Origin of the sequence: Nocardioides luteus, from assembly GCF_015752315.1 — a bacterium.
Taxonomy (GTDB): Bacteria; Actinomycetota; Actinomycetes; order Propionibacteriales; family Nocardioidaceae; genus Nocardioides.
In genome coordinates, this window is sequence record NZ_JADOVJ010000001.1 from 2,671,506 (window position 1) to 2,693,140 (window position 21,635).

The 21,635-nt window shown below is 68.9% G+C and carries 27 protein-coding genes; 14 read left to right on the forward strand and 13 right to left on the reverse strand.

Going from position 1 to position 21,635, the window contains the following annotated elements:
* Positions 1-113: 113 nt before the first annotated feature.
* Together HD557_RS12880 and HD557_RS12885 are read right to left on the reverse strand one after the other, a co-directional pair.
* Positions 114-731: a GyrI-like domain-containing protein gene (locus HD557_RS12880; protein WP_196874147.1), complete on the reverse strand. Its 618-nt coding sequence runs from the start codon at positions 729-731 to the stop codon at positions 114-116.
* Positions 732-825: 94 nt separating this feature from the next.
* On the reverse strand, positions 826-1,761 hold the full coding sequence (locus HD557_RS12885; protein WP_196874148.1) for a zinc metalloprotease: 936 nt from the start codon (positions 1,759-1,761) through the stop codon (positions 826-828).
* Between the two features lie 183 nt (positions 1,762-1,944).
* Between HD557_RS12885 and HD557_RS12890 the strand changes: the two genes are divergently transcribed.
* Positions 1,945-2,334 (forward strand): MmcQ/YjbR family DNA-binding protein, encoded by a 390-nt coding sequence (locus HD557_RS12890; RefSeq protein ID WP_196874149.1) that lies wholly within the window; start codon positions 1,945-1,947, stop codon positions 2,332-2,334.
* Positions 2,331-2,843, forward strand: coding sequence for a putative immunity protein (locus HD557_RS12895; RefSeq protein WP_196874150.1), 513 nt, complete (start codon positions 2,331-2,333; stop codon positions 2,841-2,843). The genes HD557_RS12890 and HD557_RS12895 overlap by 4 nt, the downstream gene beginning before the upstream one ends.
* 13 nt (positions 2,844-2,856) lie before the next feature.
* On the opposite strand, the gene HD557_RS12900 is transcribed toward HD557_RS12895, so the two are convergent.
* Positions 2,857-3,765 (reverse strand): EamA family transporter, encoded by a 909-nt coding sequence (locus tag HD557_RS12900; RefSeq protein ID WP_196874151.1) that lies wholly within the window; start codon positions 3,763-3,765, stop codon positions 2,857-2,859.
* A gap of 83 nt (positions 3,766-3,848) precedes the next feature.
* On the opposite strand from HD557_RS12900, the gene HD557_RS12905 reads away from it, so the two are divergent.
* Positions 3,849-4,712 carry a LysR family transcriptional regulator gene (locus HD557_RS12905; RefSeq protein ID WP_196874152.1) on the forward strand — a complete coding sequence of 288 codons (864 nt, stop codon included), beginning with the start codon at positions 3,849-3,851 and terminating at the stop codon, positions 4,710-4,712.
* A gap of 20 nt (positions 4,713-4,732) precedes the next feature.
* Here HD557_RS12905 and HD557_RS12910 read toward each other — a convergent pair whose 3' ends face one another.
* The gene (locus HD557_RS12910) at positions 4,733-5,977 is read right to left on the reverse strand and encodes a low temperature requirement protein A (RefSeq protein WP_196874153.1); all 1,245 of its coding nucleotides are present in this window, start codon (positions 5,975-5,977) and stop codon (positions 4,733-4,735) included.
* 77 nt (positions 5,978-6,054) lie between these two features.
* On the opposite strand from HD557_RS12910, the gene HD557_RS12915 reads away from it, so the two are divergent.
* Both HD557_RS12915 and HD557_RS12920 read left to right on the forward strand, forming a co-directional pair.
* A complete protein-coding gene (locus tag HD557_RS12915; protein ID WP_196874154.1) occupies positions 6,055-6,444 on the forward strand; it encodes a DUF1304 domain-containing protein in 390 nt (129 codons plus the stop codon).
* Positions 6,445-6,452: 8 nt separating this feature from the next.
* Positions 6,453-6,797 (forward strand): TraR/DksA family transcriptional regulator, encoded by a 345-nt coding sequence (locus HD557_RS12920; protein ID WP_008359645.1) that lies wholly within the window; start codon positions 6,453-6,455, stop codon positions 6,795-6,797.
* Here the strand turns inward: HD557_RS12920 and HD557_RS12925 are convergent.
* A complete protein-coding gene (locus tag HD557_RS12925; protein WP_196874155.1) occupies positions 6,772-7,773 on the reverse strand; it encodes an alpha/beta fold hydrolase in 1,002 nt (333 codons plus the stop codon). The two genes, HD557_RS12920 and HD557_RS12925, sit on opposite strands and share 26 nt — an antisense overlap.
* 84 nt (positions 7,774-7,857) lie before the next feature.
* Here HD557_RS12925 and HD557_RS12930 point away from each other — a divergent pair, with 84 nt between their 5' ends.
* Positions 7,858-8,877, forward strand: a complete 1,020-nt coding sequence (locus HD557_RS12930) for a tyrosine-type recombinase/integrase (RefSeq protein ID WP_307785615.1) — start codon at positions 7,858-7,860, stop codon at positions 8,875-8,877.
* Here the strand turns inward: HD557_RS12930 and HD557_RS12935 are convergent, their stop codons facing one another.
* Both HD557_RS12935 and HD557_RS12940 read right to left on the reverse strand, forming a co-directional pair.
* Positions 8,878-9,654 carry a class I SAM-dependent methyltransferase gene (locus tag HD557_RS12935; protein ID WP_307785616.1) on the reverse strand — a complete coding sequence of 259 codons (777 nt, stop codon included), beginning with the start codon at positions 9,652-9,654 and terminating at the stop codon, positions 8,878-8,880.
* Positions 9,655-9,771: 117 nt separating this feature from the next.
* Positions 9,772-10,734 (reverse strand): NADP-dependent oxidoreductase, encoded by a 963-nt coding sequence (locus HD557_RS12940; RefSeq protein WP_196874157.1) that lies wholly within the window; start codon positions 10,732-10,734, stop codon positions 9,772-9,774.
* 79 nt (positions 10,735-10,813) lie between these two features.
* On the opposite strand from HD557_RS12940, the gene HD557_RS12945 reads away from it, so the two are divergent.
* The 3 genes from HD557_RS12945 to HD557_RS12955 all read left to right on the forward strand — a co-directional run bounded on the left by HD557_RS12945 (position 10,814) and on the right by HD557_RS12955 (position 13,308).
* Positions 10,814-11,416: a TetR/AcrR family transcriptional regulator gene (locus HD557_RS12945; protein WP_307785617.1), complete on the forward strand. Its 603-nt coding sequence runs from the start codon at positions 10,814-10,816 to the stop codon at positions 11,414-11,416.
* An 83-nt stretch (positions 11,417-11,499) separates the two neighbouring features.
* Complete coding sequence (locus HD557_RS12950; RefSeq protein WP_196874158.1) at positions 11,500-12,861, forward strand: FAD-binding oxidoreductase; 1,362 nt, start codon at positions 11,500-11,502, stop codon at positions 12,859-12,861.
* 9 nt (positions 12,862-12,870) lie between these two features.
* Positions 12,871-13,308: a cytidine deaminase gene (locus tag HD557_RS12955; protein ID WP_196874159.1), complete on the forward strand. Its 438-nt coding sequence runs from the start codon at positions 12,871-12,873 to the stop codon at positions 13,306-13,308.
* Here HD557_RS12955 and HD557_RS12960 read toward each other — a convergent pair.
* The gene (locus HD557_RS12960; protein WP_196874160.1) at positions 13,305-13,676 is read right to left on the reverse strand and encodes a hypothetical protein; all 372 of its coding nucleotides are present in this window, start codon (positions 13,674-13,676) and stop codon (positions 13,305-13,307) included. The genes HD557_RS12955 and HD557_RS12960 overlap by 4 nt on opposite strands.
* Before the next feature lie 47 nt (positions 13,677-13,723).
* Between HD557_RS12960 and HD557_RS12965 the strand changes: the two genes are divergently transcribed.
* The 5 genes from HD557_RS12965 to HD557_RS12985 all read left to right on the forward strand — a co-directional run bounded on the left by HD557_RS12965 (position 13,724) and on the right by HD557_RS12985 (position 18,371).
* Positions 13,724-14,929 carry a M20 metallopeptidase family protein gene (locus HD557_RS12965; RefSeq protein WP_231380273.1) on the forward strand — a complete coding sequence of 402 codons (1,206 nt, stop codon included), beginning with the start codon at positions 13,724-13,726 and terminating at the stop codon, positions 14,927-14,929.
* A 133-nt stretch (positions 14,930-15,062) separates the two neighbouring features.
* The gene (locus tag HD557_RS12970; RefSeq protein WP_008359629.1) at positions 15,063-15,566 is read left to right on the forward strand and encodes a hypothetical protein; all 504 of its coding nucleotides are present in this window, start codon (positions 15,063-15,065) and stop codon (positions 15,564-15,566) included.
* Between the two features lie 93 nt (positions 15,567-15,659).
* Complete coding sequence (locus HD557_RS12975; protein WP_231380274.1) at positions 15,660-16,166, forward strand: pyridoxamine 5'-phosphate oxidase family protein; 507 nt, start codon at positions 15,660-15,662, stop codon at positions 16,164-16,166.
* A gap of 37 nt (positions 16,167-16,203) precedes the next feature.
* Complete coding sequence (locus tag HD557_RS12980) at positions 16,204-17,385, forward strand: flavohemoglobin expression-modulating QEGLA motif protein (RefSeq protein ID WP_307785618.1); 1,182 nt, start codon at positions 16,204-16,206, stop codon at positions 17,383-17,385.
* Positions 17,382-18,371, forward strand: coding sequence for a glutathione synthase (locus HD557_RS12985; protein ID WP_196874162.1), 990 nt, complete (start codon positions 17,382-17,384; stop codon positions 18,369-18,371). Before HD557_RS12980 ends, HD557_RS12985 begins: the two co-directional genes overlap by 4 nt.
* 8 nt (positions 18,372-18,379) lie before the next feature.
* Here HD557_RS12985 and HD557_RS12990 read toward each other — a convergent pair whose 3' ends face one another.
* The 5 genes from HD557_RS12990 to HD557_RS13010 form a co-directional block, all read right to left on the reverse strand.
* Positions 18,380-18,901: a hypothetical protein gene (locus HD557_RS12990; protein WP_045550444.1), complete on the reverse strand. Its 522-nt coding sequence runs from the start codon at positions 18,899-18,901 to the stop codon at positions 18,380-18,382.
* Positions 18,902-18,942: 41 nt separating this feature from the next.
* Positions 18,943-19,206, reverse strand: a complete 264-nt coding sequence (locus HD557_RS12995; RefSeq protein WP_196874163.1) for a DUF202 domain-containing protein — start codon at positions 19,204-19,206, stop codon at positions 18,943-18,945.
* Positions 19,203-19,571: a YidH family protein gene (locus HD557_RS13000; RefSeq protein WP_008359622.1), complete on the reverse strand. Its 369-nt coding sequence runs from the start codon at positions 19,569-19,571 to the stop codon at positions 19,203-19,205. The genes HD557_RS12995 and HD557_RS13000 overlap by 4 nt, the downstream gene beginning before the upstream one ends.
* On the reverse strand, positions 19,568-20,887 hold the full coding sequence (locus HD557_RS13005) for an MFS transporter (RefSeq protein ID WP_196874164.1): 1,320 nt from the start codon (positions 20,885-20,887) through the stop codon (positions 19,568-19,570). The genes HD557_RS13000 and HD557_RS13005 overlap by 4 nt, the downstream gene beginning before the upstream one ends.
* Before the next feature lie 115 nt (positions 20,888-21,002).
* Positions 21,003-21,608, reverse strand: a complete 606-nt coding sequence (locus HD557_RS13010; protein ID WP_196874165.1) for a TetR/AcrR family transcriptional regulator — start codon at positions 21,606-21,608, stop codon at positions 21,003-21,005.
* Positions 21,609-21,635 lie beyond the last annotated feature (27 nt).

The window sequence follows — 21,635 nt, forward strand, 5'->3', positions numbered from 1 at the left end:
CTCACGTGAGCGGGACTGCTCCGTCCCGAGTTACTGAAGAGTAATGTGACCGCGCTCACGCCGACAAGAGTTTCAGTCAACATTCGTACACCGAATGACCGGTGCCGCCCCGGTCAGGCAGACATGACCGGCTGACGCAGGATAGTCCGCAGCTTCGACGGCTCGACCCGCCGCGGGTCGCCGAGGTAGATCTCGTGGTGCTTCCCGGTCATCCGCAACCCGTGCTCGGGAATGAAGCGCTCGTGCATCTCCTCGAGGACCGGGCCCTCCTCGTCGTACGGCCCCAGGTGCAGGGTCTGCACGCAGGTGCCTTCGCTGAGCGTCTCCCAGCGGACCTTGTCCAGGCCGGCCGGCCGGTCCTTGGCAGCGACCTTCTCGATCGCCGCGTCGACCATCGACCCGGTGATCCAGTCCGGGGTCATGATCATCGCGGTCCAGTCCCACTGCGACTTGTCCCGCGCACTGGTGAACGCGTCCATGTCCTCGGCCCACCACAGCGCCTCCAGCGGCGGCACCACGTAGTCGCGGCCGTCCTCCTTGCTGGCGAACTTCAGCTTGTACGCCACCGGGTAGAGCGCCGCGAGCGCGTCGGCGTACTCCTGGGCGGTGTTGGGATCACCGTGCCCGTCGACCATCAGATAGGGGAGTGGCGGCACCTCGAGGACCCGGAACTCGCCCCGCCGCGCCCGGTAGCCGTCGAGCGTCTTCTTCAGATCCGTCTTCGTCGCCATGGGGACATGATGGCCCTCCGGACATGGCAGCTGCTCGCCCGGCGAGTCACGGAGGACGCGCCGGACGAGCAGCGGTGATGATCAGGCCCGATGATCAGGCGCGGTAGGCCGCCCACATCTGGTCCATCCGGGTGCTCTGACCCAGGGTGAACTGGTTGTAGCAGCTGTCGTAGCTGTAGTCCATGTAGTTGTGGATCGGGTCGAGGCCGGGCAGGCTGCAGGAGTCACGGCCGGCCGGGCAGCCCGAGGTCGAGCTGGACTGAGCCGGGGTGTCCGCGACCTCGTCGTTGGTCGTGGTGCAGCCACCCTGGAAGGTGTGGTAGAGCCCGAACCAGTGGCCGGCCTCGTGGGTCGCGGTCTTGCCCTGGTCGTAGTTGGTGGCCGAGCCGCCAGGAAGCGAGCTGTACTGCACGCGGATACCGTCGATGCCCGGGTTGCGCGCGTAGTCCCAGGGGAACGTCGCGATGCCGAGGTAGCCGAAGTCGACGAGCCAGATGTTGAGCGCGTTCTTGCCGCCCAGGCGGGTCTGGCTGCGGTAGGTCGTCGACTGACGGTCCTTGTGCCACTGGTTGTTGTAGTAGGTGTCGACGCCGGCGAGCGTGAACGTGAAACCGGTGTCTGCAGCCGTGCCGGCCAGCTCCTGACCTGCGAAGTCCTGGTTGAGCTCGGCGATCTGCGCGTCGATCTGCGCTTGGGTCACGTCGCCGGAGCCGTCCGTGCCGAGCATCTTGTGGATGTAGACGGGAACGGTGGCCGCGGTGCGCGCGCTGCTGCTGCCCTTCTTGGCCAGGATCGCCGCCGTGCGGGCCTCGATCCGCTGCTGCTCGGCCGCGGAGATGTCGCGGTGGTCCCCACCGGAGCCGCCTCGGGCGGCGTCGGCCTCGTCATGGCCGGCGGGCTCGACGCAGGCGGCCTTCGACTCCTGCGGCGCCCACGCCGCCGCCGGGACGGCGGTCATGGCCACCGAGGCGGCGCCGAGAGCCAGGCTGATCGCCGTGGCTGCGATGCGAGCTGAACGGGTCAACGTCATGTGATGAGGGTCCTCTCACTCAGTCCGGACCCACGGGGTCTGGGGCGCGGATTTCGATCGCTGACTCAACACCAAATTTCGTTGCACGGGAATGTAACGTTCGCAGATTTGTCCATCGCCGGAGGGATTTAACTGATCCGTAACGAACGCCGTCGCCGTTCAGACATGGGTACGCTCCGGAGCATGGCAACCGTGGAAGATGTCCGGTGGCTCGGCTCCAGTCTCGAGAGATCTTATGAGGTCTTCGTACGCGGCCGGCTGAAGTTCCGGGTCGGCTCGATCGTCTACGTCGCCTTCTCCCTGGACGAGACCGAGATGGGTTTCGGCTTCCCGAAGGAGGAGCGGGCCGCACTGGTGGCCGGCGCACCCCACAAGTTCCACCTGCCCCGAGAGTCGGAGATGCGGTTCAACTGGGTCGAGTCGTCCCTCGGTGAGCTCGACCCGATCGAGGCGTGCGAGTTCGTCGTGGACGCCTGGCGGCTCTGCGTACCGAAGAAGGTCTCCGCGGCCTACGACCTCCTCCACCCCGACGGGCCCGGGCCCGACCACCCGATGAACCGAGGAGAGCGATGATCCTGGCGAAGGAGCGCGACCCGCGCCTGATCACGGTCCGCCGCGGCGGGACGCTCACCGATGCCGACCACCATCTGCTCGCGCTGTGGGCGGCGACCTGCGCCGAGCACGTGCTCCACCTCTTCGAGTCCGAGTGTCCTGACGACCCGCGTCCGCGCGAGGCCATCGAGGCCGCCCGCGCCTGGACGCGCGGCGAGCTGAAGATGATGGAGGCCCGTGCGCTGGGCGGTCACGCGATGGGCGCGGCCCGGCCGCTACGTGGAGCCGCCCGCAACGCCGCGTACGCCGCCGGACAGGCGGGCGTGGTCGCACACGTCGCCGCCCACGACCTGGGCGCGGCTGCGTACGCGATCAAGGCCGTACGCGACGCGGCTCCGCCCGGCGAGGCCGTCGAGGCCGGTCGCCGCGAGTGCCGCTGGCAGCGCGAGCAGCTCCCGGAACCCGTCCGCGACCTCGTCCTCGACGACCAGCGGATCCGCAACGACATCTGTTGGTCGGTCTTCGACTGAGCGACCGAGCCCGCTAAAGGCTGGAAAGGGAGCGCTCGTCCACGGCGCGCTGAACCGGGGGACTGCCACCTTCGACGGCCGGGCTGCGCCCGCCCGCACGCTCGGCCCCGACCCCAGCCGCGACCACGAGCCCGATCCCGAGCACGGCGACCAGGTTCGGCACCTGGTGGAGAGCGACGAACCCGATCACCAGCGCCAACGCCGGCTCGAGCGCCATGAGCGTCCCGAAGGCACCGGCGGTGAGACGACGTAGCGCCATCATCTCCAGAGCGAAGGGCACCACCGGCACCAGGAGGGCCAGACCCAGGCCGGCGAGCAGGAGCTCGGGCGTGAGCCGCTCCACGATGCCAGGTCCGACCACGACGGTGGCGACCACGGCCGCGACCGGCATGGAGATCGCGAGTCCACCGATGCCACTGACCGCATCGCCGACTCGCTGCGTCAACAGGATGTAGGACGCCCAGCAGGCGGCCGCGCTCAGAGCGAACGCGACACCGAGCGCGTCCACGGCGCCGTTCCACGGCTGGGTCAGGCACAGCACACCGCCGGCGGCCACGAGCGCCCACGCACGTGCGGTGCCGCGACTGCGGACGACGGCCACCCCCAACGGCCCGAGGAACTCCAGGGCAGCAGCCGTACCGAGCGGGAGTCGGGCCAGGGCAGCCATGAACAGCAGGGTCAGACCGGAGGTGACCACACCGAGCGCGACGCCGCACAGGAGCGTCTCGCGGCTGAAGGTCGACGGGCGCGGCCGGACGAGGACCAGAAGAAGGATGCCCGCCCAGAACAGCCGCAACCAGGCGACTCCCGCCGGGCCGAGCTGGTCGATCAGACCCACCGACGCCGCAAGGCCCAGCTGTACGCAGAGCATGGCGGCCATCGCCATCGAGGCACCGTTGCGGGCGGAGTGTGAGGTGGTCATGCGATCCAGTGAACCCACGGGATCCGTTCGTGTCCACGTGACATTGCTGGACAATATGTTCGCAATATCGAAACAATGAGCCGGTGGACGTACGCAGGCTCCGGATGCTGCTCGAGCTCTCCCGTCTCGGTTCGATGCACGAGGTCGCCGCCGAGATCGGCACAAGCACGTCCAGCGTCTCGCAAGCCGTCGCAGCGCTCGCGCGAGAGGTCGGAACGGCCCTCGTCGAACCCGACGGCCGACGCGTACGCCTCACTCCTGCGGGTCACCGCCTCGCCGAGCACGCCGTCACGATCCTCGCGGCGGTCGAGGCCGCTCGTCTCGACCTCGACCCGGACGCCGAGCCCGCCGGCGTGCTTCGGGTGGCCGGCTTCGCCACCGCGATCCGACGATCTCTCATGCCCGCCATCGACGGCCTCCGGCACGACCACCCCGGGATCGAGGTGCGGTTGCGCGAGCACGAACCACCCGAGGCACTGGGACTGCTCGCACGCGACGACGTCGACCTGGCGCTCGTCTACGACTACAACATCGCTCCCGCCTCCTGGAGCAGCGACTACGACACCCTCCCGCTGTGGGAAGTCACCTGGGGCCTCGGCATGCCGTCCCATGAGCCACGTGCCCCGTTCGCGACCTTCGCCGACCGGGACTGGATCGTGAACTCGCGCCACACAGCCGACGAGGAGGTGCTCCGCACACTCGCGTCGATGGCGGGATTCACCCCTCGGGTCGTTCATCGGGTCGATGCGCTCGAACTGGTGGACGACCTCGTTCTCGCCGGCCACGGACTCGCGCTGTTGCCACGCGGACGCACCTCCCGCCGCGGCGTCGCCGTACGGCCGTTGACCGATCCCACGGTGCGCCTGCGCGCCTTCGCCATGACCCGCCGCGGGCGCGACCGATGGCCGCCCCTCCGGGCGGTGCTGAACCGACTGATCCGAACCTGAACGACGAACGGCGGACGCCGCTACTGGACAGCCCGGATGGCCTCGACGTCCGCGGCCACGTGCTGATAGCCCCAGGTCTCGTAGACGACGACCGTCACGTACGGCGCGGCCGCCAGGATCAGCAGCGACCAGCCGAGAGAGACACCGGTTGCCGCCGCGGCCACGCCGAGCACCAGCACCGCGAGCATGCCGACAGCCAGGTTGACGTGCAGCATGTCGATGCGACCCATCAGCGAGGAGTAGATGCCGAAGTAGGCGATCGTGAAGATCGCCAGCGGGATCGCGACCGCGAGCGCGGCTCCGAGGACGCCGATATGCGCCTCACCCTCGACGACGTACGCAGCCACGTGGATGCCACCACCGAAGGCCGCCACCGAGGCGAAGATGAGGATGTGGCCGTAGGCGAACATCCAGGCCCGGTGACGACGACGCTCGATGAAGTGCGCGAACGGGATGATGTAGTAGTCCCACCAGATCCCGAAGGTCAGCAGCGTGCCGGCGACCACGAGCAGGATCGACTCCTGCGACCAGCCGACGTGCTCGACGGCGGACGCCACCGCTGCGACCGTGCCTAGGATGACCTCACCCAGCGTGATGATGAGCAGCAGCCCGTAGCGCTCGGCGATGTGTTGGGCGTTCCACGGCATGCCCCAGCGCCGCTTGGCATAGATCGGGCCGATCATCTCGACGCCGTAGCAGACGACCGCCGCGAGCACCACCAGCGCCACCGAGCTCGTCTGAGCCACCGCGAGGGCGACCCAGCCGATCTGTGCGACCAGGATCGAACCGGCGTAGGTGATCGCGGTGCGCCGGTAGGCGGGGGACTGGGACGCCGCTCGGAGCCACTGGGCGACCATCGCGACCCGCATCACGATGTACCCCGCGACCAGGACGCGGTTGTCGAGGAAGCCACCGTGGTCGACCGACTCGAACAGCGGCGCGACGCCCAGGGCCACGACGATGGCGCCGGCCATCTGCACGATGGTGAGAGCACGGAACACCCAGTCGTCGGTGTCGAACCCGGAGGCGAACCAGGCGAAGTTGATCCATGCCCAGCAGATCGCCACCGCGGTGAAGAGAAACGCACCGATCGCCGCCGCCAGGTGCTCCTCGGCGACCAGATGGGCGAAGGCCTCGCCGGCCTGCGCGAACGCGACGACGAAGGCGAGATCGAACAACAGCTCCAGGGGAGTGGCGGAGCGGCCGACCTCGTCCGGGTCGCGCCCGCTCATCCGCATCAGCCGATGAGGTCGTACGGCGGTCATGACGGAGATCCTGCCACCACGAAGCCGTCTCGGGGAGGGAGTCGGCCAACCGCTTCTCAGCCGGTTACTCTCAGCCCATGATGGTCGTTGTGGCGTTGGTGCTCGCCGGGCTTGCTGCGTTGGTGCACGTCTACATCTTCGTGATGGAGTCGCTGACCTGGACGAGCGCGAAGACGCGCGCCGTCTTCGGGACGAGCGCCGAGGAGGCCGAGGCGACCAAGGAGCTCGCCTACAACCAGGGCTTCTACAACCTGTTCCTGGCGATCGTCACCGGGGTCGGCATCGTCCTGGTCGCCGCGGGCTCGGAGGCCGCGGGTACGGCGCTGGTGTTCGCGGGCGCCGGGTCGATGGCAGCGGCCGCGACGGTGCTGCTCGTCTCCTCGCCCGACAAGCGGGGTGCGGCTCTCAAGCAAGGAGTCGTCCCGCTGCTCGCCGTGGTCGCGCTGCTCGTCGGCTCGCTCGCCTGACCTTCCTCATGGAACAGGCTCGCGTACGGCTCGAGGCGGAGCGCCGGCAGACGCTCGCGCGCCTGGCAGACCTGAGCGCCGACTTCGACGCAGTCGTCGCGGCCTCGCGTGACACCAACGCCGATGACGAGCACGATCCGGAGGGAGCGACGATCGCCTTCGAGCGGTCCCAGGTCCAAGCACTCGTACGTCAGGCGCGAGAGCATCTCGCCGAGATAGACGCGGCCATGGAGCGCCTGGGAGCGGGCACGTACGGGATCTGCGAGGCATGCGGCCGGCCGATCGCCGAGGGACGGCTCGAGGCGCGTCCGGTGGCCCGCACCTGCATCAGCTGCGCCGGGAAGCCGACGTGAGGAACTCGAGCAGGAGCTGGTTGGTCTCCTCGGGGCGCTCCTGCTGGACCCAGTGCCCGCAGCGGGGGAGGACCACCGACCGGGTGAGGCCGGGCAGGGTCGTGTCGAAGCGTTCGATCTGACGGCGACCGGTGATCGCGGGGCCGTCGTACTCGCCAGCGACGAAGAGCGACGGCACGGTGATCGGCACGTCGCTGAAGGCTGCGAGATCCTCCCAGTCACGATCGATGTTGCGGTAGCGGGCGAGCGGACCGAAGAAGTCGGAGTCGGCGAACTCGCCCGCGTAGAAGTCCACATCGGCCTCGGTCAGCCACTCGGGCATACCGACGGGGTAGACGAACTGGTCGGAGAGCCGGTGGCCACGAGGCACCAGCCCGAGCGCCCCGCGCGGACCCCTACCGGCGGCGAGCACGCCGTCACCCGAGATCGAGTAGTAGATGCCCAGCAGCCAGCGGCGTACGTCGGGCAGGATCTCGGCCTCGACGACACCTGGAGTCTGGAAGTAGGAGATGTAGAAGTCTTCGTCGTCACCGCCGGCCTGGGCCATCGCCTCGGTCGGCCGACGGCGCCCGGAGGGGCTGAACGGCACCGACAGACCGGCCACAGCGGTGAAGACGTCCGGCCGCAGCTGCGCCGACGTCCAGGCGATGGGAGCGCCCCAGTCGTGTCCGACGATGGTGGCCGTCTCCGCACCCAGAGCATGTACCAGGCCGACGTTGTCGCCGACGTGGCGCAGCATCCGGTAGTCCTCGATGGCATCCGGTTTCGAGGAGCCGCCGTATCCACGTACGTCGATCGCGACCGTCCGGTAGCCCGCATGGGCGAGCGCGGCGATCTGGTGCCGCCACGAGTACCAGGACTCCGGAAACCCGTGCACCAGGAGCACGAGCGGGCCGTCCGGCGGTCCTGACTCCACCCAGTGCAGATCGATCCCGTTGACGTTCTCGGTGTGGTGGGTGACAGCGGTGTCGGGCACGGCTGGAGTCTGCCACCTCGCCGGAAATCCGCGATAGTACCCCCTATCGCAGAAATGTTCGAAAAGACTGTAATATCGGGGGATGTGAGCGTACCTGACGATGGTGTGATGTTCGGCGACGTCGTCGAGGACTTCCTGACCGACCGTGCCACGCTGACGCGCCGCGGCCTCAACGACAAGTCGCGCAGTGCCTACCGGCAGGACATCGCCGCCTGGGCCCGGCAGCTGCACGTCGACGCCGGCGGCGAGCCCGACGCCGACGTGCTGGCGCTGGTCCCGATCTCGGCGCTGACCGACCAGAACGTACGCATCGCCTACAGGTCGCTGCGCGAGAACTCGGCTGCGGCGACCTGTCAGCGCCGGGTCGGCACGCTGCGGCTCTTCACCCACTGGCTGCAGCTCGAGGGACATCTGCTGGTGGATCCGACGCTGCGGATCGAGGCACCCGAGCGGCCCAGCCGGCTGCCGGCCGGCTGGAGCGTCGACGAGCTCCGCCGGTTGGCGCGCGTCGCCTCGACGCCACGTGAAGGCACCGACCGGCGCCGCTGGCCGACTCGTGACCGGGCGATCTTCGCGGTGCTGGTCACCACTGGCGTACGTGCCGCCGAGCTGTGCGACCTCACCGTCGGCTCCATCCGTCGTGAGCCCGACGGCGAGACGCTGGTGCGGGTCATCGGCAAGGGCGACAAGCAGCGCAACCTGCCGCTGCCGCCCGAGGCCGTGGCTGCGGTCGACGCCTACCTGGCCGAGCTCGAAGCCCGTTTCGGCACTCGCGACCCGGCCGACAACCTCTTTGTGCTGACCTCGGGCAAGCAGCTGCGTCCGGGCGCGCTCAACCATCTGGTCGAGACCTGGATCCGCCTCGCCGGCGTCCCGAAGCAGCCGGGCGAAGCCGCCCATGCCTTTCGGCACAGCGCCGCCAAGGGGCTGATCCGTTCCGGCGTACCGGTGCCGGCCGTCCAGGGCCTGCTCGGTCATGAGGACCTCAAGACCACCGGGATCTACGTCAAGGCAACGGCCTCCGACACCCGCGACGCCGTCCTGCTCTCTCCTGCACGCGAGGTGCTGCGCGAGACGGCTGAGCCGTTCGAGCGTCCGGAGTGACTAGGGCTTGAGCGCCCGGGTCGCGATGTAGGCCGGGAAGTGCTCTGCGGTGACGTCCGCATGGTGCGGGGCTTCGCTCAGGTGCGTCAGGACGAATCCTGCGGCCAGCTGCCCGCCGATCTGCTCGGTCAACGAGTGGCTGTACTCGATCGGGCCGTCTCCGTAGGCACGCATCCGGTCGGCCTCGGAGAGATCGAGCGAGCTGAACGGGAGCCGGTGGCGTACGACCAGCTCCCGCCGGTCGAGCGCCACCTCGTCGAAGATGTAGACGTCCGGATTCATGAATCCCGTCAGGAGCGTCCCGCCAGGACGCAGCACCCGGAACGACTCGCTCCACACGGGCGCCAGCTCCGGACTGAAGACGTTCGAGACGGGGTTGACGATGACATCGAAGTCGGCGTCCCCGAAGGCGCCCAGATCACGCATGTCGCCCAGCACCGTACGCAGCACCAAGCCCTCACGGGCAGCCACCTCGTCATCACGCGCCAGCTGCTTGGGCGAATTGTCGAAGACGGTCACCGTGGCGCCGGCAGCCGCGAGGATCGGGCCCTGCTGACCGCCGCCGGATGCGAGACAGAGCACGCGGACGCCGGTCAGGTCGGCAGGCAGCCAGTCACGCGGCGTCGGCTGGTGACCGATGAGGACCACGGACCAGTCGCCGTCACGTGCCCGCGCGATGACCTCGGGGCCGACCGGCCGGGACCATTCGTTGTCACTGTCGACCAGCCCGTCCCAGGCGACGCGGTTGTGAGCAACCGGGTCGAAGTCCTCTGCCACGGAGTGCACTTTAACGGTCTCAGGACGGTATCGCCGTTCGTCATCTAGTCGCCGATAATGCACATTATGTCAAGTGCTGCTTTGGAGGGACCGCTCCGAGGTCTCCCCTGAGGATGATCAGACGGAAAGGCCGATGACGACCTTGCCGCGTACGTGGCGTTCCGCCTGCAGCTCGACGGCCGATCGGATCTCCTCGACCGGAAAGGTCGCCGCGATCGGTACGCGGATGTCGCCGGCATCGACGAGCCGCGCGATGCGTCGGAGCGCCTCGGGGCCGGCATTCGCGCCGTTGGCCGCAGGTACGCCCTCGATGGCGGCCGCAACGGTACAGATCCGCTTGTCCGGGATGCCCAGTTGGCGGGCGACGTCGACCGTGTCTGTCCCGTGGAGGTCCAACGCCGCGGTGACCGGACCGCCGCCCATGGCTCGGACCCGGTCGGCCAGCCCGTCGCCGTACGCCACCGGCTCGGCACCCAGGCTGCGCAGGTAGTCCGCCGACGAGGCGGAGCCGGTGCCGATGATCCGGGCGCCGGCGATGCGGGCCAGCTGCACCGCGAAGACGCCTACTCCGCCCCCGGCTCCGCCGATCAGCACTGTGTCATCCGGCCCCAGGTCGAGCACTGCGAGCGCTGCGGCCGCGGTGCTGCCTGCGATCGACAGCGTCGCGGCGGTGCGGTCATCGACACCGTCGGGAGTGTGGTGCGCGACCCCGGTCGAGATGCTCCCGGCGGACTCGATCACGAGGTGATCGGCGAGCGCCCGGGACACAGCGGTCCCGAACACGCGGTCACCGACGGCGTATCCGGTCGAGTCAGGTCCGACCTCGTCGACGACGCCGGCGTAGTCGGTGCCGAATCCACAGGGCAGACTCAGGCCGAACCGCGCGGCGGTCGCAGCGTCAGAGGTCATCACCCAATCCATCGGGTTCAGTCCCCCGGCGGTCACCCGGATGCGGATCTGGCCCATGCCTGCATGCGGCTCGGGCACGCTCTGGACGGTCAGGTTCTCCGGCCCCCCGAACTTCTCGAGCAGGACCGCCCGGCTCGGGCTCTTCTGCCGCTCGTCGCCGTGCTGTGCCATGAGGCCTCTCCCCTGGTGTCTGCGGATCCAGCCCTATGTGGACTATGCTCCGGTTATCTGTTGCGACCATAACCGGAGCGTGATCCGTTTGACAACCCCGACCGGCCGGGCGCTGCGGTCCGACGCCGCTCACAACCGGGATGGACTGCTCGCTGCTGCCACCCGCGTGCTCGCCTCGGCCGAGGGCGAGCCCTCGCTGCGTGCCATCGCACGGGAAGCCGGCGTCGGCATCGCGACGCTCTACCGGCACTTTCCCACCCGGGAGGCGCTCGTGGCGGCCGTCTACCAGGACCAGGTCGATCGCCTCACGAGCGGAGCCCGCGAGCTGCTCGAGCAGGAGAGCCCGTCGGTGGCGCTGCGACGGTGGATGGACCTGTTCGGCACCTGGGTTGCGGCGAAGAACGGCATGCTCGCCACTCTGCTGTCGATGATCGACTCCGGCGACCTCGCCCATGCCCAGACCAGAGACCAGCTCCTGGCGGCGATCTCGGCCATCCTCGATGCAGGCGTCACAGCAGGAGACCTCCGCCCGGATGTCACTCCTGAGGAAGTCTCTGCCGCCCTGATCGGCATCTTCACCGTCACCCAGCAGCCCGGCAACCCCGTCGCCGCAGACCGACTGCTCGACATTCTCCTCGACGGTCTCCGACCACAGCAGTCCCTCCGAGCCCACGGACACTGACGTAACAGAGGTCGTCTACCGGAACTCGATGATGTCGCCGACCAGGACCGGCTGGTGTCGCAGCCGCGGATGAGGCTGGCGTCATGACATCCATCGACGAACTTCGCAAACACGTAACCCGGGTCATCACGCCCGACGACGCAGACTACGACGACGCTCGAGGCGTCTGGAACGGGATGATCGACCGTCGTCCGGCAGCTGTCGTGCCGGCCGCGAACTCGGACGACGTCATCGCCGCGGTGAACTTCGCACGCGACGCCGGTCTGCCGCTGGCCGTACGCGGCGGCGGGCACAGCGCTCCCGGATTCGGGACGATCGACGACGGCCTGGTGATCGACCTCTCCCCCATGCGTTCCGTCGAGATCGACGCCACCGCACGTACCGCCCGCGTGGGTGGTGGCGCGACGCTCGCGGACCTCAACGACGCGACCCACGCGCACGGCCTCGCGGTGCCCGGCGGGATCGTGTCGACGACGGGCGTCGGCGGTCTGACGCTCGGCGGAGGCATCGGCTACCTCACCCGAGGTTTCGGGCTCACGATCGACAATCTGCGGTCGGCCGACGTCGTCACCGCGGACGGACAGCTCCGTCGCGCCAGCGAGTCCGAGAACTCCGACCTGTTCTGGGCGCTCCGCGGCGGCAGCGGCAACTTCGGGGTCGTCACCACCTTCGAGTTCGATCTGCACCCCGTGGACCAAGTGGTCGTCGGGCTCTTCTTCTACGAGCTGGAGCACGCCGGTGACCTGCTGCGCCTCTTCCGCACCTGGGTCACCGAGGCCGACGAGCGCTGCGGGGGCTTCCCGGCGTTTCAGGTCGCTCCTCCCCTGCCCTTCCTTCCGGAGGAGCGCCACGGCGACACCTTCTGCGCCGCCGTCGTCCACTGGAGCGGGCCGGTCGAGGAGGGTGAGGCGGCGATGCAGCCGTTCCGCGACCTCGCGCCGCGCGTCGGCGAGCTCGTCGAGCCCATGCCGTATCCGTGGCTCAACGGCGCGTTCGACGACCTGTTCCCCCGTGGCGTACGCAGCTACTGGAAGGGCAACTACGTCACCGAGCTGACCGACGCGGCCATCGACGTGCACCTGGCCCACGGGCCGAAGGCACCCAACGCGAGCTCGACGATGCACCTGTACCCCATCAACGGTGCTGCATCCCGCGTCGGCGCGACGGACACTGCGTTCTCCTACCGGCACGCGACGTTCTCGACGGTCATCGTCTCCGCATGGTCGGACGCCTCGGACGACGACGCCAACATCGCGTGGGTTCGCGACTACGCCGCCGCTCTCACGCCGCACTCCGAGCCCGGCGGGTACGTGAACTTCATGTCCGAGGACGACCAGGGCCGTGTCACCGACACCTATGGCAGCAACTACGCGCGCCTCAGGACGGTCAAGCAGGCGTACGACCCGGAGAACCTGTTCAGCCACAACCAGAACATCAGGCCCTAGGGTTGGCGCGTGCCAGCCACCCCAGACCGTCTCGATTCCACCCTGGCCGAGTGCCGCAAGCTCATCGCGTCCCGGTTCGCCGCCGGCGAATCCCGGGGAGCGGCAGCCGTGCTGCTCGACGACGGCACGGTCCTGACCGGCACCAGCCCTGACTTCCTGAACTCCAGCACGACCTTGTGCCACGAGGCCGAGCCCTACTGTGCCGCCTTCCGGCTCGACCGCAGGATCGTCGCCTCCGTCTGCCTGCACCGATTCGAGGACGGCCGACATGTCGTCCTCAGCCCGTGCGGCGTCTGCCGCGAGCGGCTCGCCGGGCACGGTCCGGACGTCCTGGTCGCCGTGCCGGGCAGCTCGGACGGCACCGAGGTCAGATGGGTCACGCTCAGGGAGGCGCTCCCCCACTACTGGCTCAGCGTGATCCCGGAGGAAGTCCCCGACTGGGTCTAGGACGAACCACCCTCGCCCCGCCTCAGCGCGAGGATGGTGCGGGTGTCGGCGGCGGTGGCGAAGACGAGCGCCGACGCCGCGATCTTGGGCCCGATGTTGCCCTCGCTGCGCGCGAGATGAGCGCAGTACGCAGCGATCGCCACGTTGAGGCCGGCGCGCGCCGCCATCCACGGCAGTCTGCGCCGACCGGCCAGCAGCCCGGGCACGAGCACCAGATCAGCCGCGCCGATGACGCGCAGCGCGGTGGGGTGGTCACCGAACTTCAGTGCCCGACCCACCCGCTCCGGCGCGAGCAGGATCGCCGCTCCGATCGGCAGGGTGGCCATTCCGACGAAGGCGGCCGAGCGCCGCGCACTCTCAGAGTCCATGGAGCCATCTTGTCCGACGGCTGGTGATCGTCTGATAGTTTCTGGACATGGTGTCCAGCAATGCTGTTCTCCGGGCGCAGATCGTCGCCACCGCCGGCGCGCTCACGCCCGACCTGGTCGAGCTCCGGCGGAACATCCACGCCGAGCCCGAGCTCGGGCTGCACCTGCCCGCGACCCAGCGCCGCGTGCTCGAGGCGCTGTCCGGCCTGGACCTCGAGCTCATCGAGGGCCGGTCGCTGACCTCGGTGACCGCGGTCCTGCGCGGCGGGAAGCCGGGCCCGACCGTGCTGCTCCGTGCCGACATGGATGCGCTACCGATCACCGAGGCGGTCGACGTGACGTACCGCTCGACCAACGGCGCGATGCATGCGTGTGGTCACGACCTGCACGTCGCCGGGCTGGTCGGCGCCGCCCGCCTGCTCGCCGAACACCGGGCTGACCTGGCCGGAAACGTCATCCTGATGTTCCAGCCGGGCGAGGAAGGACACGGCGGAGCGAAGCTGATGATCGACGAGGGCGTCCTCGACGCGGCGGGTAGCCGGCCGGTCGCGGCGTACGCCGTCCATGTCGGCAACGCGCCGCGCGGGATCTTCCTGACCCGGCCGGGCACGGTGACCGCGAGCTCGACGCACCTGAGGATCGATCTCGCGGGTCGCGGCGGACACGGCTCTCGCCCCCACGAGACCCTCGACCCGGTCCCGGTCGCTGCCGAGATCGTGCTGGCGCTGCAGTCCTACACCGCGCGTCGCTTCGACTCCTTCGACCCGGTCGTGATCTCGGTGACGAACCTGGCCGCAGGCACCGGGGCCGACAACGTGATCCCCGAGTCGGTCGAGATCACCGGCACCGTACGTACCGTCGACCCGAACACGTTGTCCAGGATCGAGCAGGACCTTCCTCGGCTCGTCGAGGGCATCGCGGCCGCACACGGGCTGGAGGCGACGGTCGCGCTCGACACCGGCTACCCGAGCGTCGTCAACGACGACGCGGTCACTCGACGTGCGATGGAGACACTGCGTAGCGCCTTCGGGCAGCGCGTGGTCGAGGTGCCCCGGCCGACGATGGGCGCCGAGGACTTCTCCTTCATCAGTCAGCAGGTGCCGACCACAATGGTCCTGCTCGGAGCCGCCCCGAGCGACGACGCCGCTCCCAACCACTCCCCTGACGCCGCTTTCGACGACAGCGTCCTCGGCGACCAGGCGGCGGCGCTGGCTCTGTTGACGATCGACACACTGGCAGCTGCGGGCGTTTGAGTCCATGTAGTCGTGTTTCAAGCTGTTAGCGCCCATATAGACAGAACGGACTATGGAAGCCTGTCGAATCGACGTGCCAGACTCCACGCGTCCGGGCAACTGCGCCAGGACATCTCGTCCATGGGGGAAGAGCATGCGCATCCAAGGCTTCGTCACCACGCTCGCGGCCGCGGCTTCTGCGACGGTCCTGGCCGCCGCGCCGGCCCTCGCGAGCGGCAGCCCGCACTTCATCAAGAACCTGACGAAGGTGACCGACGCCAGGCTGTCCTCGGTCACCGTCGCGTTCAAGGAGGCCGGCCTCGAGAGCGGAGCGGTCGAGACGATCACCGTGACCGCTCACCTCGACGCGACGTATCAGTGCGTCAATCGCGGTGGCCACAATCCGGATGACCCGAAGAAGACCGTGATCAGCGGTGACTACTCGAAGTCGGGCGAGTTCAAGGCTGCCAGGAACGGCAACGTCATCGGCTCTTTGACGGTGACCGCACCCGCGCCCAGCACCGTCGTCGACTGCCCCAGGGGGCAGACGGCGAAGCACACGGTGTCGACGTGGTCGAACATCTCGGTCACCGACGAGGACACCCTGGCGACGATCGCCCTCGAGGGCACCTACTCCTTCGGCGAGCCCGTCGACTGACGGAATCGTGAGCCAGGATGTAGAGAACCTCCGATCGGCTCCGTCCATGGGGTGAGAGCGACCGACCGGGTCGCCCGAACCGAGGAGAGTCCGATGTCCAACACCATGCACGCCGACGAGATCGATGCGGTCCTGAGCCGTGCGCTGAGCCGCGAGCTCCTGGCCCGAGACCTGACCCGCCTTGCGTACGTCGCCAAGGACGGCACCCCGAGGAACATCCCGATCGCGTTCACCTGGAACGGCTCGCAGGTGGTCATGTGCACCACCCCCAACTCCCCCAAGCTCATCTCGCTGCGTCACAACCCGGCGGTCGCCCTGACCATCGACACCGAGGTGCACCCGCCGAAGATGCTGCTCATCCGCGGGACCGCCGAGCTGGACGCCGTCGACGGGATCCCCGAGGAGTACCTCGAGATGAACGGCTCCTACGAGATGACACCGGAGCAGCGGGTCGCCTGGGAGGCGGAGGTACGGTCCTTGTACGACAGCATGGTGCGCATCGTCGTCACCCCGACCTGGGCGAAGCTGATCGACTTCGAGACGACCCTTCCGACACAGGTCGAGGAGCTGGTCCGGCAGCGCGCCGAGCGCACGCGGTGAGGAATGATCCCATCGGGGTGTGGGTACCCCTGGGGGTGTGACTGCTTCGACTCAGGAGATCGAGCCTGCCCTCAGCATCGACGCCCGACTCACCGCGATCGAGCGCCAGATCGACCTGCTGCTGAACCTCACCCCGCTCAACGGAGCGGAGGCGTGGGACGACTTCAAACGGACCGACTTCACGGTCGCGCCGACGCTGCGGCTCCGAGAGCTCGACTTCGAACCTGACCTGGTGCGTCGTGATCTCTACAACCTCGAGATCGAGGACGTCGCCGACCCGGCCCTGCACTCCTTGTTCCGGGCCAAACGAGATGAGATCGCGCGACAGATCACCGCGCTCGAGGACCGTGACACGACGAAGTTCGTGCACGGCTCACGGCAGCTCTTCGGCGACCCCTCCGCCGGTCTCGTGTCGTCGGCCGAGCAGCTGCTCGCCGACATCCCGCCGCCGCCCCCGGCCCGCGGAAACGTGACGTCCGGGGCGTTCGCTGATGCAGCCCGCGCCGAGCTGGAGCAGTATCAAGCGGCGTACCCCGGGTTTCCCGCGGATGTCGAGGTGCGTGAGGACGTCTCCGAGCTGATGGTGTCCGCCGGGCAGCTGCTCATCCCTGAGTCGGCGACCTTCCGCGCCGACCGGGTCGAGCCGCTGCTTCACCACGAGGTCGGTACGCACGTCGTCACCTACCAGAACGGTGCGCGGCAGCCGCTGAAGATGCTGACGATCGGCCTGCCCGGCTACGACGAGACCCAAGAGGGCCTGGCGCTCATCTCCGAGTACGTCACCGGCGGGCTGGACCCACGGCGGCTGCGGGTGCTGGCGGCGCGGGTCGTCGCCGTCGACCTGATGCTCGCGGGCGGAAGCTTCATGGAGATCTTCGAGACCTTGACGGGCGAGCACCGGATCCCCCGCGGGACCGCCTGGTCGATCGCGATCCGAGTGGTCGTCGCCGGCGGGATGGTGCGCGACGCGATCTACCTGCGCGGGATCAGCCGGATCCTCGAGGCCGTTGCCTCGGGAGTCGATCTCGACGTGCTCCTGGTCGGCAAGCTCGCGCTGGACCACATCGACCTGGTGCAGGACCTGCTCGAGCGCGGCGTACTCGAGCCTCCATGGGTGCGCCCGCGGTGGCTCGAGGTGCCCGGCGCGCGCGAGCGCCTTGACCGGATGGCCGGCGGCTTGCAGGTCACCGACCTCTACGAAGGAGATGGAGAGAGATGAAGCTTGCGTTCTTCGTGAACGAGATCGCAGTCGAACACCCCGAGATGGCAACCACGCGACTTGCGAAGGCGGCCGCTGTGGGGGCGCACGAGGTCTGGTACGTCGGTGCAGGCGATGTCGAGTTCGACACGAGTCAACAGCTCCTCGCCCGCGCGCGCCGTGCCGAGGTCATCGAGGGCGACACGCTCGAGACGTTCTTGGCCCGGATCAAGGAACGTGATCCGGAGCGACTGGTGATGGACTCGCTGGATGCCCTGTTCCTGCGCAACGAAGAGGCCACCGAGATGCAGGAACGACCATGGGCCGGCCCGCTCGGCACCGTCTTCGGCCAGATGCTCGCCGCTCGAGGTGTCACGGTGGTCAATGACCCGGTGACGTTGAGCCGTGCGACGAGCAAGCTCTATCTCGAGGAGTTTCCCCAGTCTGTCCGGCCACGCTCCCTCGTCACCCGCGACGCCGGAGCGATCAGACGGTTCATCGCAGAGGTGGGCAAGTCCGTCGTCAAGCCGATCTACGGCGGCAAGGGCCGCAACGTGTTCGTGGTCGCGGACGAGAACGAGACCAACCTGGCGCAGATCATCGAAGCGGTCTTCGAGGACGGATATGCGATCGCCCAGGAGTTCGTGAACGGCGGCGAGGAGGGCGACGCCAGGATCTTTCTGCTCGACGGGAAGCTGATCGAGATCGACGGGGCGTACGCCGCGTTCCGGCGCGTGCCCGACGGCAACGACCCGCGCGCCAACATCAGCAAGGGCGGGCGGATGAAGCCGCTCGAGATCGGCGCACGCGAGAAGGACATCGTCGACACGATGGGTCCCAAGCTCGCGGCCGACGGGTTGTTCTTCGTCGGGATCGACGTGGTTGGCGACAAGGTGCTCGAGATCAATGCCGACAGCCCGGGTGGTATCCAGAGCATCGAGTGGCTCTACGAAACCGACATCTGCCCGGCCATCATCGAGGCCCTCCGGGAGCGCGCCTCCAGCTGAGTCACGGTCTAGGACGCAGCCGATCCGCCGGGCCCCTTGGCGCGCACGCGCTCGACGTTGACCAGCGACTCCTGGAGCTCATCGAGCCACTCGCTCGAGTGCTGCTGGACGAGCTTGACGCACCAGCCGAGCGCGTCGCTCCGGCTCCGGGCGACACCGCCGGATACCAGCAGGTCGAGGACCTTGCGCTCGGGCTGACGCAGTCGGGTCATGACCGGCGCGGAGACGGTGGTGAACATGTGCCGCTCACCACCGACCTCCACGCCCCACGACACCTTCCGGTCGAACCGTCGCTCGGCCTGCCGCGCCACTGCCATCCGATCCTCGCGGGTGCGCTCGCGGAACTCGCTCGCTCGCCCTTCGTTGGCTGCTGCCCGCTCTTCGTCCGAAGCGCCCTCGGCGGTCTTCGGCTCCTTGATCCGCCCGACGACGGTGATCTCCTCGCGGTCGACCACCACATCGACGATCTCGTCGTACACACCATCGGGCAGCCGTCCGCTGAACCACCCGCGCAACTCGTTTGTAAGCATGTAATCATGCTTACTCGTTAGCGAGTCGAATTCAAGGGCGGCTACGACGAGCCGACGAGCGCGACCACCTCGACGAGCGCGATCACGGTCGCCACCGCGGCGGTGACCAGGACGCGGCGGCGCCCGAGCAACAGGTACGAAGCCAGCGCAGCCACCGCCAGCGCCACACCGAGGCGCCACCACAGCTGACCGTCAGTCAGTGGATGGCGGACGACGACGAGCGCGGCGACGACGAGCGACAGGTGCGTACGCCGCCAGGCGAGCTCGGTGCGCTCGGGCTGCAGCCCCGGGTCTCCCCCGCTCACACCAGCAGTGCCATCGAGACGAGCGCGACGGAGCCGAGCACGCCGAACACCAGGGGAAGCGGCGCCCGGCGGGTCGGGAGGGCAGCGCGCCGTCGGATCGCGCGCTCGCTGCGTACCCAGCTCCACCAGGACCAGGCGGCACAGCCCGCCGCGAGGATCGCGAGGCTGAGAGGGGCGAGCACGGCCAGGGCCGTGCCGCCGCCGACCGCCAGGGTGTCGACGGCGACCGCGACCGCGAGGAACGCCAGCGAGGTGCGGATCCAGGCCAGGAACGTACGCTCGTTGGCCAGGGTGAACCTGACATCGGGTTCCTCAGTCTCGCTGTAGAGCCAGCTGTCGAGCCGACCGCGGGGCGCGCGGCTCACGACGCAGGCTGCGTGACGGCCTCGGTGTCCGCGTCGACCCGAGGACGACGAACGGTCACACCGGGGACGAGCGCCGCGGTGACGGCGAACAGGACCGTGGCCACCCACGCGATCGTCATCCAGCGCTCCCAGCCACCGGTCGCCTCGACCACCCGCGGCGCGAAGAGCACGGTCGCCAGGATGAAGGTGCGGTTGAGCAGGTGGTTGAGGCCGAAGGCACGACCCTGGATGTCGGGGTGGACCTCCTCGACGTGCTCGGAGAAGCTCGCCATCCACGGACCGAAGGTGGCAGCGAGGGCCACGCCGATGCCGATGAAGAGGACGATCACCAGGCTCGAGGACGCCTCGCTCCCCCGGCTCATCAGCGCCAGGAAGGCGCCCAGGAAGACCGACGCGGCGACACCGCCTCCGACCATGAAGGCCTTGCGCCGCTGCGTACGGTCCGAGAGGCGGGCGAAGACGAGGCTCAGCGCGAGGTTGCTCAGCCAGAAGACCATCGTCATCGCCGAGGCCGCCCGGACCGAGACGCCGAACTGCTGGACGAGCATGGTCTGGGCGTAGGCGTTCATCGTGGCCAGCAGGACGTAGAGGAACGACATCGCGAGCACGTGCGTCCAGAACGCGCGGCGCGCCATGAGGAGGCTCAGACCCCTTCGGCCATGCGGCACGTCGACGGTGTGGGCGTCGTGCTCGGTCAGGCGTACGGCGCGGCGGACCTCGGGAGCGAGGTCACGCAGCGTGAGCGCGACGACGATCGCTCCGACCAGCGCGGCACCGGCCATGATGAACAGCTGCGAGCGCCACTCGTTGCCGAAGACGCCCAGGGTCGCCGAGGCGACGGCAGCGGCGAAGAAGTTCGCCCCCACGGACCCCCAGCTCCAGAACGCGAAGGCCTGGGCGCGGCCCATCCGCGGGGTGAAGTCGCGGATGAGCGGCTGGGTGCCGGCGACGGCGACGCCCTCGACGAAGGCGAGCACGATCCGGGCGAGCGCGAAGTGGCCCACCGAGTCCGCGGTGGCCATGAACAGGCAGGCGGCGGCGGAGAGGAACATGAACGGGACCAGGATCCTCACCCGGCCGACCCGGTCGGCGAGCTCGCCGCCGAGATAGCCGGCCAGGGCTCCGAAGATCAGCGACGCGGCCGTGATGAGGCCGTAGGTCTTGAGCGACATCCCGAGGTCGTCGAGCAGCAGCGGCAGGACGGGAGCCAGCTGGCCCTCGAACGCCGAGATGAACAGGGCGAGCACGACGACAGCCAGCAGCACGCGGCGGCGTGCTCCGACGGGGTACTCGGTGAGCAGGGTGCGGTAGGACAACGGGGATCCGCCCTTCAAGATGCTAGACAGAACGTCTAGTAACGGTCATCACGTCCGACTGTAGGCCGAGTGACCCGCACCACACAAGACACCGTGTCCACCTCAGCGCCGCACGTCAGCGGCGCTCGGGGTCGAATCCCGTCGCCCAGAAGCGGCCACGGCGCGAGAGCTCGACGAGCGTCTCGACGACCTGGTCGGTGGCGGGCCGCGGCTCCGGCGCGTCCAGCCACCACAGCAGCACCGCCATCTGCTCGCCGACCCAGGCCCGGGCCAGCACCTGGAGATCCACCCGCGGGCGCACGGCGTTCGCCTTCACCCGTGCCGTGAAGATCTCGTGGGCGGCCGTGCTCCAGGCGTCCTCGAACGCCCGCAGGCCGCGACCGTCCCCTTCGCCCCGCAGGATCATCCGGTACGCGTCAGGCTGCTCGCTCGCGTGCCGGAAGACCTCGGCCACCGGCTGCCCGGTGAATCCGGCGTCCTCCGGCGCGAGTACCTCGGCCAGTCGCTCCTCGAGCTCGCGGAGCACGGAGACCACCACATGGTCGTAGAGCGCCTCCTTGTCCTTGAAGTGCGTGTAGAAGGTCGCCCTGCCGACGTCGGCCGCGGCGACGATGTCCTCGACCGTCACCGCGGCGTAGCCACGCTCGAGCACCAGGGAGACGAGCGCGTCACGGAGCGCCCCTCGCGTTCGCCGGCTGCGCCGGTCCTCAACCACCGTCATGCGCACTGTTCTAGCACTTTCCCGAAC

What these genes read in the sequence shown, in the direction of transcription:
- HD557_RS12985 (WP_196874162.1), top strand. Translation starts at nt 17,382, where the DNA reads ATGAAGCTTGCGTTCTTCGTGAACGAGATCGCAGTCGAACACCCCGAG.
- HD557_RS12895 (WP_196874150.1), top strand. Translation starts at nt 2,331, where the DNA reads ATGATCCTGGCGAAGGAGCGCGACCCGCGCCTGATCACGGTCCGCCGC.
- HD557_RS12940 (WP_196874157.1), bottom strand. Translation starts at nt 10,734, where the DNA reads ATGGCACAGCACGGCGACGAGCGGCAGAAGAGCCCGAGCCGGGCGGTC.
- HD557_RS12990 (WP_045550444.1), bottom strand. Translation starts at nt 18,901, where the DNA reads ATGCTTACAAACGAGTTGCGCGGGTGGTTCAGCGGACGGCTGCCCGAT.
- HD557_RS12915 (WP_196874154.1), top strand. Translation starts at nt 6,055, where the DNA reads ATGATGGTCGTTGTGGCGTTGGTGCTCGCCGGGCTTGCTGCGTTGGTG.
- HD557_RS12965 (WP_231380273.1), top strand. Translation starts at nt 13,724, where the DNA reads ATGGTGTCCAGCAATGCTGTTCTCCGGGCGCAGATCGTCGCCACCGCC.
- HD557_RS12970 (WP_008359629.1), top strand. Translation starts at nt 15,063, where the DNA reads ATGCGCATCCAAGGCTTCGTCACCACGCTCGCGGCCGCGGCTTCTGCG.
- HD557_RS12890 (WP_196874149.1), top strand. Translation starts at nt 1,945, where the DNA reads ATGGCAACCGTGGAAGATGTCCGGTGGCTCGGCTCCAGTCTCGAGAGA.
- HD557_RS12975 (WP_231380274.1), top strand. Translation starts at nt 15,660, where the DNA reads ATGTCCAACACCATGCACGCCGACGAGATCGATGCGGTCCTGAGCCGT.
- HD557_RS12885 (WP_196874148.1), bottom strand. Translation starts at nt 1,761, where the DNA reads ATGACGTTGACCCGTTCAGCTCGCATCGCAGCCACGGCGATCAGCCTG.
- HD557_RS13010 (WP_196874165.1), bottom strand. Translation starts at nt 21,608, where the DNA reads ATGACGGTGGTTGAGGACCGGCGCAGCCGGCGAACGCGAGGGGCGCTC.
- HD557_RS12900 (WP_196874151.1), bottom strand. Translation starts at nt 3,765, where the DNA reads ATGACCACCTCACACTCCGCCCGCAACGGTGCCTCGATGGCGATGGCC.
- HD557_RS12880 (WP_196874147.1), bottom strand. Translation starts at nt 731, where the DNA reads ATGGCGACGAAGACGGATCTGAAGAAGACGCTCGACGGCTACCGGGCG.
- HD557_RS12910 (WP_196874153.1), bottom strand. Translation starts at nt 5,977, where the DNA reads ATGACCGCCGTACGACCTCATCGGCTGATGCGGATGAGCGGGCGCGAC.
- HD557_RS12920 (WP_008359645.1), top strand. Translation starts at nt 6,453, where the DNA reads ATGGAACAGGCTCGCGTACGGCTCGAGGCGGAGCGCCGGCAGACGCTC.
- HD557_RS12960 (WP_196874160.1), bottom strand. Translation starts at nt 13,676, where the DNA reads ATGGACTCTGAGAGTGCGCGGCGCTCGGCCGCCTTCGTCGGAATGGCC.
- HD557_RS12950 (WP_196874158.1), top strand. Translation starts at nt 11,500, where the DNA reads ATGACATCCATCGACGAACTTCGCAAACACGTAACCCGGGTCATCACG.